Source organism: uncultured Imperialibacter sp. (assembly GCF_963974565.1).
Lineage (GTDB): Bacteria > Bacteroidota > Bacteroidia > Cytophagales > Cyclobacteriaceae > Imperialibacter > Imperialibacter roseus.
Window position 1 is genome coordinate 88,663 of sequence record NZ_CAXBCJ010000015.1, and the last position, 15,216, is coordinate 103,878.

Annotated in this window: 12 protein-coding genes; 4 read left to right on the plus strand and 8 right to left on the minus strand. The window is 47.7% G+C overall.

Going from position 1 to position 15,216, the window contains the following annotated elements; genetic code table 11:
* The 4 genes from AAC052_RS19425 to ccoN form a co-directional block, all read right to left on the minus strand.
* A complete protein-coding gene (locus AAC052_RS19425; RefSeq protein WP_317488830.1) occupies positions 1-435 on the minus strand; it encodes a FixH family protein in 435 nt (144 codons plus the stop codon).
* The gene (ccoG, locus tag AAC052_RS19430; protein WP_317488831.1) at positions 432-1,862 is read right to left on the minus strand and encodes a cytochrome c oxidase accessory protein CcoG; all 1,431 of its coding nucleotides are present in this window, start codon (positions 1,860-1,862) and stop codon (positions 432-434) included. The genes AAC052_RS19425 and ccoG overlap by 4 nt, the downstream gene beginning before the upstream one ends.
* Before the next feature lie 29 nt (positions 1,863-1,891).
* Positions 1,892-2,821: a cbb3-type cytochrome c oxidase N-terminal domain-containing protein gene (locus AAC052_RS19435; protein WP_339815123.1), complete on the minus strand. Its 930-nt coding sequence runs from the start codon at positions 2,819-2,821 to the stop codon at positions 1,892-1,894.
* Positions 2,822-3,010: 189 nt separating this feature from the next.
* Entirely contained in the window at positions 3,011-5,161 is a 2,151-nt protein-coding gene (gene ccoN, locus AAC052_RS19440; RefSeq protein ID WP_339815124.1) for a cytochrome-c oxidase, cbb3-type subunit I, read from the minus strand.
* Between the two features lie 200 nt (positions 5,162-5,361).
* Between ccoN and AAC052_RS19445 the strand changes: the two genes are divergently transcribed.
* Positions 5,362-6,606, plus strand: coding sequence for an aspartyl protease family protein (locus AAC052_RS19445; RefSeq protein WP_317488834.1), 1,245 nt, complete (start codon positions 5,362-5,364; stop codon positions 6,604-6,606).
* Here the strand turns inward: AAC052_RS19445 and AAC052_RS19450 are convergent.
* From AAC052_RS19450 to AAC052_RS19460, 3 genes are all read right to left on the minus strand, one after another.
* Positions 6,603-8,522, minus strand: coding sequence for an LTA synthase family protein (locus tag AAC052_RS19450; protein WP_339815125.1), 1,920 nt, complete (start codon positions 8,520-8,522; stop codon positions 6,603-6,605). The two genes, AAC052_RS19445 and AAC052_RS19450, sit on opposite strands and share 4 nt — an antisense overlap.
* A gap of 77 nt (positions 8,523-8,599) precedes the next feature.
* A complete protein-coding gene (gene ccoS, locus AAC052_RS19455; RefSeq protein WP_339815126.1) occupies positions 8,600-8,770 on the minus strand; it encodes a cbb3-type cytochrome oxidase assembly protein CcoS in 171 nt (56 codons plus the stop codon).
* 3 nt (positions 8,771-8,773) lie between these two features.
* Positions 8,774-11,200 carry a heavy metal translocating P-type ATPase metal-binding domain-containing protein gene (locus tag AAC052_RS19460; RefSeq protein ID WP_339815127.1) on the minus strand — a complete coding sequence of 809 codons (2,427 nt, stop codon included), beginning with the start codon at positions 11,198-11,200 and terminating at the stop codon, positions 8,774-8,776.
* 131 nt (positions 11,201-11,331) lie between these two features.
* Between AAC052_RS19460 and AAC052_RS19465 the strand changes: the two genes are divergently transcribed.
* Positions 11,332-12,447 carry an NAD(P)/FAD-dependent oxidoreductase gene (locus AAC052_RS19465; protein WP_339815128.1) on the plus strand — a complete coding sequence of 372 codons (1,116 nt, stop codon included), beginning with the start codon at positions 11,332-11,334 and terminating at the stop codon, positions 12,445-12,447.
* Here AAC052_RS19465 and AAC052_RS19470 read toward each other — a convergent pair.
* On the minus strand, positions 12,444-13,328 hold the full coding sequence (locus AAC052_RS19470; protein ID WP_339815129.1) for a UbiA family prenyltransferase: 885 nt from the start codon (positions 13,326-13,328) through the stop codon (positions 12,444-12,446). The genes AAC052_RS19465 and AAC052_RS19470 overlap by 4 nt on opposite strands.
* Positions 13,329-13,382: 54 nt before the next feature.
* On the opposite strand from AAC052_RS19470, the gene AAC052_RS19475 reads away from it, so the two are divergent.
* Positions 13,383-14,507 carry a type III polyketide synthase gene (locus AAC052_RS19475; protein ID WP_339815130.1) on the plus strand — a complete coding sequence of 375 codons (1,125 nt, stop codon included), beginning with the start codon at positions 13,383-13,385 and terminating at the stop codon, positions 14,505-14,507.
* Positions 14,500-15,213, plus strand: coding sequence for a methyltransferase domain-containing protein (locus tag AAC052_RS19480; protein WP_317488841.1), 714 nt, complete (start codon positions 14,500-14,502; stop codon positions 15,211-15,213). Before AAC052_RS19475 ends, AAC052_RS19480 begins: the two co-directional genes overlap by 8 nt.
* Positions 15,214-15,216: the final 3 nt, after the last annotated feature.

Sequence of the window (15,216 nt, forward strand, 5' to 3'; positions counted from 1 at the left end):
TCAGATCACTATTGTTTTCTCTTCAAAGAAAGTCTGCCCCCCCTGCTGCCAGGAAATTTTCATTTTCCAAAGTCCCCTCTTTAGCCGAGAAGTGTCCATTTGAAAACTTCCTGTATCGTCCAGCTGCAGCAAAAACTTCTTATCAAGTTTGGCATCAGATGGACGAAACATAACGACTTCGCCAGTCAACGCAGCTCCTTGCTCGCCGAATGACAGCTCCAGTCGGTTCTCTCCCGGAATTCGGGTTACCTCAACTTTCCTCCGTGATTCCTGTGCATTAGAAATATCGTCGATCCTTGTTTGGTATTTGATTTCCTGCTGGTAGTAGTCTGTTGAAACCAGCGACACATCCTGGCGCACACAAACCACCACAAGGCTGATAATAAGGCCAGCAAATAGCACAAAGGCTACTGTAATCCAGCTCCCGAAGTTCATGGCTTTTTCTGTTTAAAGGGTCCTAAAAAGTTTGTCTTTATCTCATCAAGCAACTCCCCATCTCTATAGAGTTGTATCACCAGCTTATTACTGGTTTCGGTCACGTTCTCTCTGGGCAGGTCAATAAAGTAAACGGACTCAAGGTTGCTGGCTGCCGGTATCACCAGGCCTTCGCCCCCCACCCGGTCAATCGTGCCTCCGTTGGCGTCTTTCAGCTTCACTTCTATGTGAATATCCTCATAGGTTTTGTTCACAAACTGAATATTGTAAAGATTGGAGATCATTCCGTTTTCTTTCTCCTGATACAGCATCCCCGGAACACGCAGCATGGTAGCTTCCACGTCTGTTCGGGTGGTAAGCAGAAAGGCCAATAGCCCCAAAATTCCCACAAGAACTGTAGTGTAGGCGGCTATCCTGGTGTTGAAGGAAAACTTTTTCCCCTCACTGACCATACTGTGACTGTAGTAACCAATGAGGCCCGTTGGGCGATCAACTTTCGTCATTACGTCATCGCATGCGTCTATGCAAGCTGTGCAGTTGACGCACTCCAGCTGGGTGCCGTTTCTGATATCAATTCCGGTTGGGCACACGTGCACACAAAGCTTGCAGTCGATGCAATCGCCCTTAGGTGGTTCAGCTTTCGCTCCGGGTACTTCTTTCTTTATTTTTCCTCTGGGCTCGCCCCGCAACCAGTTGTAGGCCACAACGATTGACTCTTTGTCGAGAAGCACACCCTGCAAACGGCCATAAGGACAAACAGCGATACAAGCTTGCTCTCTAAAATAGGCAAAAACCCAAAAGAAGATCCCTGTAAAAGCAATAAGCCCAATGAAACCCGCCATGTGTGCTGTGGGCGGCTGCGATACAATGGTAACCACCTCGTCAATCCCTATCAGATAGGCCATAAGGGTATGGGCGATGAGCGCTGAAATCGCCAAAAAGATGGAAAGCTTGAGGCCCTTCTTCCAAATCTTCTCAAAATTCCAGCCTTGTCTGGCCAGTTTACGCTGCTGATTGGCATCCCCCTCAATCCAGTACTCTATTTTCCGAAAAACCATCTCCATAAAGATAGTCTGAGGGCACATCCAGCCACACCAAATACGGCCGAATACAACGGTAAAAAGAATCACAAAAACAAAGAAGGCGATCATGCCTATCCCGAAAATGATGAAATCCTGGGGCCAGAATACCGTGCCGAATAAAATAAACTTGCGCTCGAAAATATTGAACAGGAACATTGGGTGCCCCTTCCAGGAAAGGAAAGGGGCACCAAATAATAAACCCAACAAAAGCACTGTTACTGCTATCCTGTAAGTGTGGTACTTCCCTTTGGGCTTTTTAGGATTAATCCACACTCTCTTGCCTTGTTCGTCTACAGTGGCAATCGTATCACGGTACAGCTCATCATATTCATATAAATCTTCCATCGCTTTTTTGGGATACTCACGTCTTGGCTCTAGTTTCCAGATTCCTGCCCTGCGGCTCCCGGCTCATAAGGGTCTCCCTGCGGCTCTTTGGGGCTCGCCGGCGTGGTGCCTTGCATAGTCAGTATATAACTCGCCACATCTCTGATGTCTGTTGGTTTCAAAGTAGCCTGCCAGGCGATCATCCCCTTCTGAGGCACACCGTACTTGATGGTTTTAAATACGTCGTTGATAGAACCGCCGTGCAGCCAATACACGTCTGTGAGGTTAGGGCCAACGCCTCCGCCGCCATCAGCAGCGTGGCATACAGCGCAGCTTTTTTCAAAGATATTCTTGCCGTTGGCTAATTCTGCCTCTACAGTGGTTGTTTCAACGCTGTTCTCATCCAGCTCATTTACGGCGAGCAGCTTTCTGGCCTCGGCTTCTTCACTGGCCACCGCCAACTCGTTTTGATATTCCTCCTCCTGAAGTGGAAGCGTATCGAAGACATGGTAGGCAAGCAGATAAACCACTGCAAAAACTATAGACAAATAAAACATGTACTTCCACCAAGGTGGCAGGTGATTGTCGAGCTCTCTGATGCCATCGTAGTTATGATCGAGCAATACGGCGTCCTCTTTTTCAAGTGGTACTGCATCCGTCATTTTTTGATTGAACCTTGCCCAGAAGCTGGGGCCTTCTTCATAGGTCAGCCCCTGGTCAGCTCGCTCGCTCACTTTTTCCTTCCTGATAATTACTTTAATAATGGTAAGGGTATAGAGCGCTACTACGAGTACGAGAACGGCCACAATGACCACAAGTGCCATGGCAGTGTAGAGCAGCAATTCAGGGCTGTCGGAGGTGGCTGATGAAGCACTTGCATCCTGGCCAAAGCCCACCGCAGGCATCAGCAGTCCAAAAAGTGTTAACCACGTTTTCGGCTTTTTCTTTAGTATCGCCAAAAGTCTATTTAAGTGTGTCATGATTCAACTGGTTAGGTGTGGAACTTTGATCGCTATCCATAGGGAGGTGGCTCATTTCATCGATATAGTCTTTGTCTGCCAACCAGACCCACAGTAATAGCCCGACAAAGAAGGCGAAGAAGATGGCCAGTGAAACTAGTGGCCAAATCTCTATGCCCGTGATTGATCTTAATACTTCCTTATACATGGCTAGTTTCCTCCTTCTTGGGTTGACGATACATTTTGATTGGCAACTCCCTTCACTTTGATGTCAGTGCCCAGGCGTTGCAAATAGGCAATGAGTGCAATGATCTCTGCCTCAGGAGCGATCTCTATGCCATCCTTTTTCAGGTTTGTGGCTATCAATGCAGCTTGTTTACTCATCAAGGCATTGGCCTGATCCTCAAACCCTTCCTCGTAAGGCACGCCTACATGGCGTAATGCACTGATCATGGCCGGAGTTAAGTCGGCATCTACCTGTTGCTCAAACAACCAGGGATAGCGGGGCATGATAGAGCCAGGCGACATGGATGTGGGGTCAAGCATGTGATTGAAATGCCATGTGTCGGGATACTTGGCGCCTACCCGGTGCAAATCGGGGCCGGTACGTTTCGAGCCCCATAAGAATGGATGATCGTACACAAATTCTCCGGCCTTAGAGTACTCTCCGTAGCGCTCCGTTTCTTCCCTGAATGGGCGCACCATTTGAGAGTGACAGGTATTACAGCCTTCACGGATATATATATCCCGGCCATGCAATTCCAGTGGTGTGTAAGGCTTCACGCTGGCGATAGTGGGCACATTAGATTTGATGAGAAATGCCGGTACAAACTCAATCACCCCACCGATTAAAATGGCAACAAGTGCCAGGCTGGTGAAAATAATCGGCTTGCGCTCCAGCACAGCATGCCAATGTCCTCCAACAATTTCCCTCTTTTCAAGCGCTGGCGCTTCAGCTGGCTCGTTGGCAATCAACTTACCTGCATAGGCTGTTTTCACAAGGTTGTAAGCCATTACCAGCACTCCAATGATGTAAAGCAAGCCACCAACAGCCCTTAACATGTACATGGGCACAATCTGAGTGACCGTTTCCAAGAAGTTAGGGTACTGTAAGAAACCATCTTCAGTGAATTGTTTCCACATCAAACTTTGGGTGATACCGGCCCAATAGAGTGGCAAAGCATAGAAAATGATACCAAGGGTGCCAATCCAGAAATGGAAATTAGCGAGCTTATCTGAGAATAGCTTAGTGCCGTAAATCCTTGGGATCATCCAGTAGAGCATGCCGAAAGTAAGGAAGCCATTCCAGCCCAGGCCACCAATGTGCACGTGTGCGATGATCCAGTCAGTGAAGTGAGCAATGGCATTCACATTTTTCAGTGAAAGCATAGGCCCTTCGAACGTGGACATGCCATAGGCAGTCACAGCTACCACCATAAATTTCAACACTGCATCTTCACGCACCCTGTCCCAGGCGCCACGGAGCGTCAGCAGGCCGTTGAGCATGCCACCCCACGAAGGAGCCAGAAGCATGATTGAAAATACGGTGCCCAGCGATTGAGCCCAGTTGGGAAGAGAGGTATAAAGCAGGTGATGAGGGCCTGCCCAAATGTAAATAAATATCAACGACCAGAAGTGGATAATAGAAAGCTTGTAAGAGTAAACTGGTCGGTTAGCCGCCTTGGGCAGGTAATAGTACATCAAGCCAAGGAAGGGTGTGGTAAGGAAAAAAGCCACGGCGTTGTGGCCATACCACCACTGAACCAGCGCATCCTGCACACCAGCAAAGGCTGAATAGCTTTTGAACAGGCTTACCGGCCATGCAAACGAGTTGAAAATGTGAAGCACCGCAACGGTGACGAATGTGGCAATGTAAAACCAGATGGCCACATACATGTGTCGCTCCCGCCTTTTGAGGATGGTGCCTATCATATTGATGCCAAACACTACCCAGATAAGTGCGATGGCAATATCGATGGGCCACTCCAACTCAGCGTACTCTTTGGAAGAGGTGAAGCCGAGCGGCAATGTGATGGCCGCAGCCACAATAATAAGCTGCCAGCCCCAGAAGTGAATCCAGCTTAAGGTGTCGCTCAGCATTCTGGCTTTTAACAGCCGCTGCAAGGAGTAGTACACCCCGGCAAACATAGCGTTGCCCACAAATGCAAAAATCACCGCATTGGTGTGCAGCGGTCTGATTCTACCAAAAGTGGTGTACTGCAAATCAAAATTGAATATCGGGTAAAAAAGCTGAATGGCTGCAGTAAGACCTACCAGCATGCCCACGATACCAAAGACAACCGTGGCAATAGCAAAGTACTTTACTATTTTGTTGTCGTAGCTAAATTTTTCTAATTCCATATTTATAGAGGGTTAGCAAATGGAAACAGAGACAAAGCTATTTGCCATGCGCCGGGGGATGAATGACTATTCTTCCCGGCAAAACTGATATTTGTCATAATTGCCCGTGAGTAAATAAGACTTGGGCCAATAGGTGTATTGAAAAACAGAAATGTTTACATTACGTTAAACCACTACCCTACTTGACGAACTGGTTGAAAATGATAAAGAGAAAAGCTTTTTCTCATATCCTGTGTGTTTCTTTACTGCTTGTTCTTTCGGCCCAGACCCATGCCCAATTTTTGGGCTTTCGAATGAGCACAGGTGCCAAGGTGATTGAATTCCCGTTCGAGCGATATAATAACCTGATTATCATCCCGGTAACTATCAATGGGAGAATTACCGTCAAGTTCATCCTCGACAGCGGTGTTCAAAACTGTATCCTCACGGAGCCACTTGTTGCCTCTCTCCTCAACCTTACCTACGACCGCACCATCACCTTTACCGCACCGGGGCAGGCGGATAGCATTTTGGCTCACGTGGCAAAAAATGTGCAGCTCAAGCTCCCTGGCATTGAAGGGCAAGGCATCTCCATGTTGGTGCTTGATCAGGACTACCTCAACCTGAGCAATCAGCTTGGCACCGAGGTATTCGGTATCATAGGATATGAGCTGTTCAGCCGTTTTATCATCGAAGTCAATTATGACAAGAAGGTGGTAAAATTCTACGAGCCTAATTTTTTCAACCCGAAAAAATACTATGAAAAAGTACCACTCATTGTCCGAGGCACCAAGCCGTATATGGCTGCCGAAATCACTCAAAAAAACGGGACCAAAATGAACGTGGCTTTGATGGTAGATAGCGGCGCCAGTCACGCTATTTTGCTTGATCAAAGTACCAGTCAGCTGATTCATATACCAGAAAAAAAACTTGAAGCGAGCCTGGGCAAAGGACTTGGTGGAGATATCGAAGGTGTGGTCGCCAGGGTCGACAAGGTGAAGATTGGTAAATACAGCTTTGACGACGTGATCGCTTCCTACCCAAATGAAGGTTCATACGGCCTTGTTCCCGAAGAAGCTGAGCGAAGAAATGGGACCGTAGGTGGTGAAATCCTCAGCAGGTTCAATCACATTTACGACTACTTCAGCCAAACGCTTTATCTCTCAAAAAGCGTTGAGTACCAAAAGAAGTTTGAGTACGATATGAGCGGGCTGGAAGTGGTGGCGCACGGCACAGAGCTCAATCGCATCAGGGTTGTTAATGTGAGGGAAGATTCGCCAGCAAAAAAGGCCGGTGTGATGGAGGGGGATATTATCAAAACGGTGAACGGCCTTACCATAAGTAACACAAGCCTCAACTTTCTTACCACGCTCATGCGGCTTAAAAAAGGGAAAAAAGTTACGCTGAGGCTGCTGAGAAACGCAGAAGAGGTAAAGGTCACTTTCCGCCTGGAACGAATGATCTAGAAAAGAAAGTCCCTATACACCGCCGTGATGAAAGCTCTGCTATTTTCGTATGCATCAGCAAAAGCAGACTCGTCGGTAAATTCACTTTCCACCACTTTGTTCCTGTCGAAGTCGAAAGCGAAATAGCCATTGGCGTTCACCCACCCGTAGCCATTGTGGTGTTCATACATGGCAAAGCCCACCGACCCTTTGTTGAGCAAATCTTTACTGAATTGATAGCCGGAAACCTCCCGATCCATTTGGCTCAATAGCGTTTTGGCAAGGTCGTATTGAGAACCTATTTTATCCACTTTGGCTCCCCGAAACTCCTCTTTGATCACTCCACCCCACCAAATCATGGGAATGTGGTACATCTTGTCATTATAAGGAAACGGATTATATTCATTGGTGCGGCCATGGTCTGCTATCAACACAAACAGGGTATTGTCGTAAATGGCCGAGTATCTCACCTTTTCAAAAAACTTGCCCAAATGCTCGTCGGCATAGGCCACTGTGGCTGCATAGGCCGCCCACTCCCCGCCGGTTGGCCAGTCGGTCAGTCCGGGTATGTCGTAAGGTGAATGACTGCTTAGCGTAAAGAGTGAATAGAAGAAAGGCTCATCTCCTTTGCCTGCTCGCTCCAATTGATCGTAGAAATAAGGCAGGGTAGCTTCATCGTGTGCCCCCAATCGGCCCCGTGGCTGCAAGGTGCTAAGCGAATCTTCGTCGAACAACTTGTTAAACCCGGCATTCACCAGATACCCACCGATATTTCCAAAATCGAGGTCGCCACCGTAGTGGTATTCCGAATTGTATTCGTCAAGGCTTCTGGGCAAAGAAGGCAGGCTGCGTATTTTCTCATCCTGCTGATTGATGGGGCTGCGAGGCAAGGCGGGGTAGCCGCTAAAAATGGATGCGTTCCCTTTTTGAGATGTCCATGACGCAGCATATACCCGCTCAAAAAGGATGCCTTCACCGGCCACTTTCGAGACACTGGGAGCACCCACTCCGCCGAGCGCCTCCACCATTTGGGCCGACCAACTTTCGAGCACAATGAATACAATATTGAAGGTGTCCTTTTTAACCACCTTCGTAGTCAGGCTATCGTGGTCACTCAACAACATTCTTGTTATATCCTCCGCCTTCTCTTGCGGATATTTGCCAAAGAACTGATCAAGATTCCCCTTGCGGTAGCGCAACCATTTATCTCCAAAGTTCCAGATGGTGTTAACCGAGGCATCGTTGACAATATGGTAGTTAGAAAAATAGCCATTGGATATGCCTAACGGATATCTTCCCAGGCCTCCTCTTATAGCTACAATAAGCAGAAAGGCATAAAAAAGCAGTGCTGGCAGGCCAATGGCAAAACGCCGGAACCAGGAACTCGGAGCAGCTACGGGAGTTGCTCTCTTCAAAAGTTGGCGGTACAGCTGCCAGACAACAAACCCCAATACCAGCACCATTGCAGCAAACTCAACCATGTAAGCTGGAGTCGCTGTGCGAACCACCTCGGTAGGGTGAGCAAGGTGCACAAAGGCCCGTGAAGAAAGCTTCGACTTCCACTCCTGGTACGTAACTGTTTCACCTACATGAATAAGAATCGTTAGGGCTGCAAATGCCAGAATTAACACGGTGATGACTTTGGTCAGCACGGTTCTCGCCCGCTGACGCCTGAAAAAGAGAAAACCCAGGCTTAGCAAAAAGGGGATAATAGTAAAGTAAGCAGCCGCAGAAAGGTCAAGCCTGAAGGGCATATAAAAGGCCCTGAGCGTTTCCTGGAATCCAGCTTCGCCCGACATCTCCGGAAAATAGAAGACAACGAACAGCAAGCGCTCGAAAAAGAAGAGGATGAAGAAAAAGGAGAGTATCCTGAGAACAAAGGCTCCAATGTTCAGAAAACTCTTAACCGGGGTGCTCCCCTCAGGTGAAAACAACATTTATCCGTCTGCTAAAGTGTCTATCGTTAACCTCTTGGTTGCGCAAAGGTAACTTTTAGTTAACGATTACCTTACGGCTATTTTTCGGTTTTGTTCTCGTCTTTTTTGATGTTGTCGTCGAACAGCATTCTCACAGATGGCCCGTAGGTGTCTTCGTACTGGCCACTTTTCATTGCCCAAAGAAATGCGATAAGAAAAACGATCGCCACAACTACACTGACGCTGATAAGAAGGATAATAATTTTCATCTGTTAGGTAAGTTTAAGGCGGCCTGCTACCAATCGAACTAATACAGTGCTGAGTGCCACTATGCTGATGCTGCTAACGGGCATAAGAATGGCCGCCAGCAGGGGGGTGAGCATGCCCGTCATGGCAAAACTTAAACCCACAATATTGTAGGCAAATGACACTCCGAAGCAGACAAAAATAATTTGCCTGGCTCTTCTGGCGAACAGCAGAAACGTCGGGAGTTTTTCGAAGCTTCCAGCATCCAAAATAGCATCGCTGGCTGGCGAAAAGCTGGCCACATCTTCGCTGATGGCCATGCCCACATCGGCCTGCTGAAGCGCCCCCGCATCATTCAGGCCATCACCCAGCATCATCACTTTTTCACCACTAGCCTGGCAACCAGCCACATATTCCAGCTTCATTTCCGGTGTCTGATTAAAGTACATGGGCGTTTCGTCGGGAAAAACCTCCTTCATCAACGACTGTTCGGTGGATCTGTCGCCGGAAAGCAGCGTAGTTTCGAAACTGTGTGCCAGTTTGTGTATTACTCCCTTCAGTCCTCCCCTCGTTTTTGTGCGAATGGAAAAGAGACCCCGGGTAATTCCATCAATGGCCAAATAAACAACATTGCCTTCCGTGGTTGATACCCTGGCCTCCTCAAAGCAAAATGATGGAGAGCCTATGCGATACACCTTCCCGTTGACGGCTGCTTCAATACCTTTGTTCTCAATTTCTTTAAACTTATCAACCGGCAGCTTTTGAGCAAAGCGTTGCGAAAGGTGCTCGTGCAATTTACGGCTTAACGGGTGGGTGGAGTGACTGGTCACCGAAAAAATGGCCTGAAGCTCGTCGTCCGAGTAGCGACCGCCCAACGTTACATCCCCGTCCTTTGCATAAGTGAGCGTGCCCGTTTTGTCAAAAACCAGGCGATTGATAGTCGCCATTTTCTCAATGATGTGCGTGTTTTTTAAATAGAGTCCGGCTTTGCCCATCATCACCATAGCATTGCCCAGGGTAAATGGTGTGGCCAGCGCCAGCGCACAGGGGCACGCAACAATGAGCACTGCTGTAAAAGCATTTACCGCCAACGTGGGCGATTGCTGCCACCAAAAAATAAACGCTCCGGTGGCCAGCACCATGACAGCCATAGTAAAATACCTGGCGATTACATTGATCAGCTGCTGGTACTGTTCCTCATTTTCCTTTACAAAGGAGCTATGGTTCCAAAGCTGAGTAAGGTAGCTCTGCGACACATCCTTTTCTATCAGCACCATAATAGAAGCGCCCTGCTGGCGGCCGCCGGCATACAGCAAGTCATTCTGTGTCCTGTTTACCGGATCGCTTTCGCCAGTAACAAAGCTGTAGTCTACTGAGGCCGCAGGGCTGATGAGAATGCCATCAGCTGGTATCAGTTCTTTGTTTCTAATCAGCAAAATATCGCCTTTCTTAATGTCAGAAACGGGGATGTTTCTGGTTGCACCGTCAACCCACTTTAGCACTGCCAGGGGGAAGTAGGAGGTATAATTCCGCTCAAATGAAAGATGGTCGTAGCTCTTGCTCTGAAACCACTTGCCAATGAGCAGGAAGAACAGCAGGCCCGCAAGCGAATCGAAATACCCCGCCTCTCCTCCTAAAAACACCTCATAGGAGCTCCGCAGAAAGAGGGCGGCAATACCAAGAGAAATTGGCACATCGATATTGACAAACTTCTTTCGCAGGCTCTTAAACGCAGAAACGAAATAGTCCTGCGCAGAATAGAACACGACGGGAAGTGCTAAAAGGAAATTCAGATAGCCAACAAATTGCTTGAGATATTCTTCGTCGCCATCGAAGCCGAGGTATTCAGGAAAGCTTAGCAACATAATATTGCCAAAGCAAAAACCCGCTACACCGAGTTGTGCGTAGAGCTTCTGATTGGGTGAGGAAGTTTTCTTCTGTTCTTTTGCTTCGTCTTCGAGTGTAATGAGCGGCGCATACCCAATAGAAGCCAGTAACTCTACGATTTTTCTCAGGGTTACATTATCCTGCTGAAAGGCAACAGTAAGCTCCTTTTTCACAAAGTTAACCCTTGAACTTATCACCGAACTCTCCAACCTTGGAAGGTTTTCCAGTAGCCAAAGGCAAGAGCTGCAGTGAATAGCAGGAATGTAAAAGGTCACTTTTGTGGTCTTGCCGTCAGTGAAGTCGATCAGTTTTTTACTGATTACCTCCTCGTCAAGAAATTCGTAGGCCTCGCTGGATTTTGGCTGCTTCAAGCTCAAGCCAGGGGTTTGCTCCAGTTCATAGTAATCGCAAAGGCCATTGTCCTGCAACAGCTCGTAAACCGTTTTGCAGCCCTCACAGCAAAAGTGCTTTTCGTGGGCCAAAATAGGCTCAAAGAGGCACTCATCACCACAGTGATAGCAATAAGTCTTCTCTGCAACAGGTTTCTTTGGGAGGGTTGTCTGCATGCTCCAAAATTCGTGGACAATACAGTGAAAGGTTATGATATTGCCTTTATTATCCACTGATTTTTGTCAGTCTGCAACAAAGACGAAAACAAAAAGTGCTGCCAGCTCATTTTAACTTATATTTCTTATTCATGAGAGACGTAATAATTATCGGAGGTGGGCTTGCAGGACTGGTCAACAGCATTTTGCTGGCCAGGACAGGGCTTGACGTGCTCCTGATAGAGAAAAAAAGCTACCCCTTTCATCGGGTATGCGGAGAATACATTTCGAATGAGGTGGTGCCTTTTTTGCGGCGCAACGGGCTCTATCCCGATGATTTCGAACCAGCCTCCCTCAAACAATTCAGCCTATCGGCCATCTCTGGCAAGCAGGCCTCAGTGTCCCTTTCTATGGGTGGCTTTGGTATCAGCCGGTTTCAATTCGATCAGTTCCTTTATGAGAAGGCTCTGGAGAGTGGCGTAGAGTTTGCGCTCAATCAATCTGTTGACCACGTATCAAGAGAGGGCCAACATTTTGTCGTAAGCTATGGCAATGGTCAATCGGCCAGCAGCAGGTTGGTGATTGGGGCGCACGGCAAGCGGTCTAAAATTGACAAGCAACTCAACAGGCCTTTTATTGAAAAAAGGTCGCCCTTTGTTGGTGTGAAGTACCACGTGAAAACTGATTTCCCAAAGGATTTGATAGCCCTTCACAATTTCCCGGGAGGATATTGCGGGATAAGTAAGGTTGAAAATGATACCTACAATGTTTGCTACCTGAGCCGCACCCAAAACCTGAAGGCCTTTGGAAGTATATCAGAAATGGAAATGGCTGTGCTTTACCAAAACCCGAGGCTCAAAGAGCTTTTCGAAAATTCCGACTTCCTATTTGACGCCCCTGAGGTGATCAACGAAATTTCTTTTGAGAAGAAAGAGACAGTCAGCAACAGCATCCTGATGTCGGGCGACTCGGCTGGGCTGATCACACCCTTGTGTGGCAACGGTATGGCTATGGCCATTCATTCGGCTAAAATTCTCTCGGAAGTAATTATCTCTCAGCGCCGGAATGATGGCTTTGGCCTGGCGGCCATTGAAAAAGAATATGCTCAGAAGTGGAAGCAGCAATTTGCCGGCCGGCTTTGGGTAGGCCGACAGTCACAAAATCTTTTCGGTACTCATTTTACCTCCAATATTGGAGTGGGGTTGGTGGGTGGCTTGCCATTTTTAGCCAAACGCATCATCGCTCAAACACATGGCCGACCTTTCTAGGTAAACAACCAAAGCCAGGAAAAAAACAGATTGAGACAGATGGCAGAATAGAAGTTCAGCCGCATGGTATTCCTAAAGTTTGCCTGCTTTCTATCGTTTCGCACACTTGCATACCACCAGAGAAAGTAGGCGAGCACCGGCACCATGGCCACTGCAAAAGCCAATGCGGTGGTCATTCCGTAGCTCGTCAAAAAATAGTAGAAAAAGCCGCCGCTCGCCGCAGTGAAACAGATGGCTGTAAAATGAAAAGTGCCCAAAACACCAAGCTTACGGCTCAGCGTCTCATCTCCTCTTCTTCCGTCCTCCTCGTGCTGATACACCTGGGTCATAGGATACGAACCCCAAAGCAAGGCAGAGGATAAAAAAGCCGGCACGAAATATTTGGCGTTCAGAAATAAATCAGGGGAAAAGTCTTTCAAGCCTACTACTACCAGCATAAACGTGAAATACCCTTGAAAAAAGCCAGCCACAAGCCAGCCAAGTAATGGCTTCTTTTTCCAACGAGTAAGCGGATGGCTGTAGGCTTTCGACGCCAGTCCGTAGCCAAAAAGCATCATTGCAAATACCCAATTAATCATGAACCCAGCAATAAGGGCTACGGCATCGAAGATCAGCGACGTCCAGTAAAGTTCTTCAGATACTTTTGGTGGATGCTCCAAACCACCAATGCTTTCTTCATCTTTATCAAAATAGGAGTTAAAGCCATTGCTGGCGGGGTAAAGAAAAAGGTGAAGAATTAAAAAAATAAGCCCTGTCAATAAAAGGCCATTTGGCTTTACAGTTGCACAGGCAAATACAAATACCGGCAATAAGTAAAAAGAAAACGGGATTCGAAGATGAAGCCAGGTAGACTTTTGTAGCGTATAAGACTTTTGTAACATATAAGACAAGAGTATTTAAACAAGTAAGGCTAAATTTAGCTTATTATACCATCTATGGAATCTAATATTCTCGGAATAGGCACTGCTACCCCCGCTCATCGCTTTTGTCAAAGCGAGATTCTGGGGTTTATGATTAAAGCGCACGGGCTAACCGGGAAAGATGCCACAAGACTGGAGGCACTCTATCGGGCCTCCGGTATTCGATACCGCCATTCGGTGCTCGACGACTATGGTGCGGCAGTAGATGACTTCACTTTCTACCCCAAAAATGAGCGGCTGGAGCCATTTCCCACTATCAGCCCAAGAATGGAGCGGTACAGGCAGGAGGCACTTCCTCTTTGCCTAGAGGCCGTGAGCAATCTTGAGAAGGCCATCGGGCTGAAGGCAAACTGGCAAGAGGAGATAACGCACCTTGTTACTGTTAGCTGCACGGGCATGTATGCTCCGGGGCTTGACCTTGAGTTGCTAAAACAGCTCGGTTTAACAGGTGATGTGCAACGCACAGCCATCAACTTTATGGGTTGCTACGCTGCATTCAATGCCATGAAAGTGGCCGACAACATCTGTCGCTCGCATAATGGGGCACAAGTACTTGTCGTTTGCGTGGAGCTGTGCACATTGCACTTTCAGAACCAGCCCACGGAAGACAACCTACTGGCCAATGCCCTTTTCGCTGATGGAGCGGCAGCCATGCTTATATCCGGAAAAAAGAAGAACGGAGTCAATCTCACCCTGGCAAACTTCCATTGTGATGTCGACACAACCGGAGAAAATGACATGGCCTGGCAAATTGGCGACTTTGGCTTCGAGATGAAGCTTTCCTCCTATGTACCCGACATTATTAAGGGCGGCATCAGCAAACTCACCCAAAAGCTTCTGCAACAACACGGTGGTTCTGAGGCTACAGTCGACTATTTTGCCATTCACCCGGGTGGCAAACGGATACTTGAAGCCATAGAAGAAGCAGTCGGTATAAAAAAAGAGCAAAACTGGGCGGCTTATGAAACACTGCGTGAGTTCGGCAATATGTCATCCCCGACCGTGTTATTCGTTCTGAAAAGGATCATGGAAAGCCTCTCGGAAAAAGATGACGGAAAAAAGGTGTTGAGTTTTGCATTTGGGCCTGGCCTAACACTTGAAAGTATGCTGCTTGAAATCAACGTCGAGGGCCATGCCTGATTTCTCCCAACGCTCAACAGCATTAGAATGGATGGATGACCTGAGCTCCTCAGGAGACATTATTGTGCAAACTCTCAAAGAGCTCGACACCATCAACAGATTACTTGGCGGAAACAATATCAGCCTGACTGGGCTAAAAAAGCTACTAAGTCGGCACCCCGAAAAACGAAAGGAAAAAATAGTGATTGCCGATATTGGCTGCGGAGGTGGCGATATCATGAAGCTGCTGGCCGGGTGGGGTAGAAAAAACAATCTACAGCTGGAGTTGATAGGCATTGATGCCAATCCTCATGTGCTGGAATATGCCCGGCAGAACACGAAAGATTTTCCTGAAATCAGGTTTGAACAGATTGACATTTACTCGAAGGCATTTTCCAAACTAAAGTTTGACATCATCCACACCAGCTTGTTCACACATCATTTTCCCGAGCCAGAGCTTGTTGCCTTTTACTCACAGTGGGTCGGGCAGGTGAATATGGGCATTATCAACAATGACCTGCACCGCCACTGGTTTGCGTACCACTCCATCGATTGGTTAACAAGAATGTTTTCCCGCTCACCCATGGTGAAATACGACGCCCGGCTATCGGTACTCAGGTCGTTTCTCAAGGCAGACCTTGAGCATATTCTTCACAAAGCCGGCATTCAGTCCTACGATATTCAATGGAAATGGGCGTTCCGTTGGGAATTAGTCATATATGCCTGATAT

Bases quoted from the DNA above. Each gene is read 5' to 3' on its own strand.
- AAC052_RS19450 (WP_339815125.1), bottom strand. From the start codon at position 8,522: ATGTTGTTTTCACCTGAGGGGAGCACCCCGGTTAAGAGTTTTCTGAAC.
- AAC052_RS19435 (WP_339815123.1), bottom strand. From the start codon at position 2,821: ATGACACACTTAAATAGACTTTTGGCGATACTAAAGAAAAAGCCGAAA.
- AAC052_RS19465 (WP_339815128.1), top strand. From the start codon at position 11,332: ATGAGAGACGTAATAATTATCGGAGGTGGGCTTGCAGGACTGGTCAAC.
- AAC052_RS19425 (WP_317488830.1), bottom strand. From the start codon at position 435: ATGAACTTCGGGAGCTGGATTACAGTAGCCTTTGTGCTATTTGCTGGC.
- AAC052_RS19470 (WP_339815129.1), bottom strand. From the start codon at position 13,328: ATGTTACAAAAGTCTTATACGCTACAAAAGTCTACCTGGCTTCATCTT.
- AAC052_RS19480 (WP_317488841.1), top strand. From the start codon at position 14,500: ATGCCTGATTTCTCCCAACGCTCAACAGCATTAGAATGGATGGATGAC.
- AAC052_RS19460 (WP_339815127.1), bottom strand. From the start codon at position 11,200: ATGCAGACAACCCTCCCAAAGAAACCTGTTGCAGAGAAGACTTATTGC.
- ccoS (WP_339815126.1), bottom strand. From the start codon at position 8,770: ATGAAAATTATTATCCTTCTTATCAGCGTCAGTGTAGTTGTGGCGATC.
- AAC052_RS19445 (WP_317488834.1), top strand. From the start codon at position 5,362: ATGATAAAGAGAAAAGCTTTTTCTCATATCCTGTGTGTTTCTTTACTG.
- AAC052_RS19475 (WP_339815130.1), top strand. From the start codon at position 13,383: ATGGAATCTAATATTCTCGGAATAGGCACTGCTACCCCCGCTCATCGC.
- ccoG (WP_317488831.1), bottom strand. From the start codon at position 1,862: ATGGAAGATTTATATGAATATGATGAGCTGTACCGTGATACGATTGCC.
- ccoN (WP_339815124.1), bottom strand. From the start codon at position 5,161: ATGGAATTAGAAAAATTTAGCTACGACAACAAAATAGTAAAGTACTTT.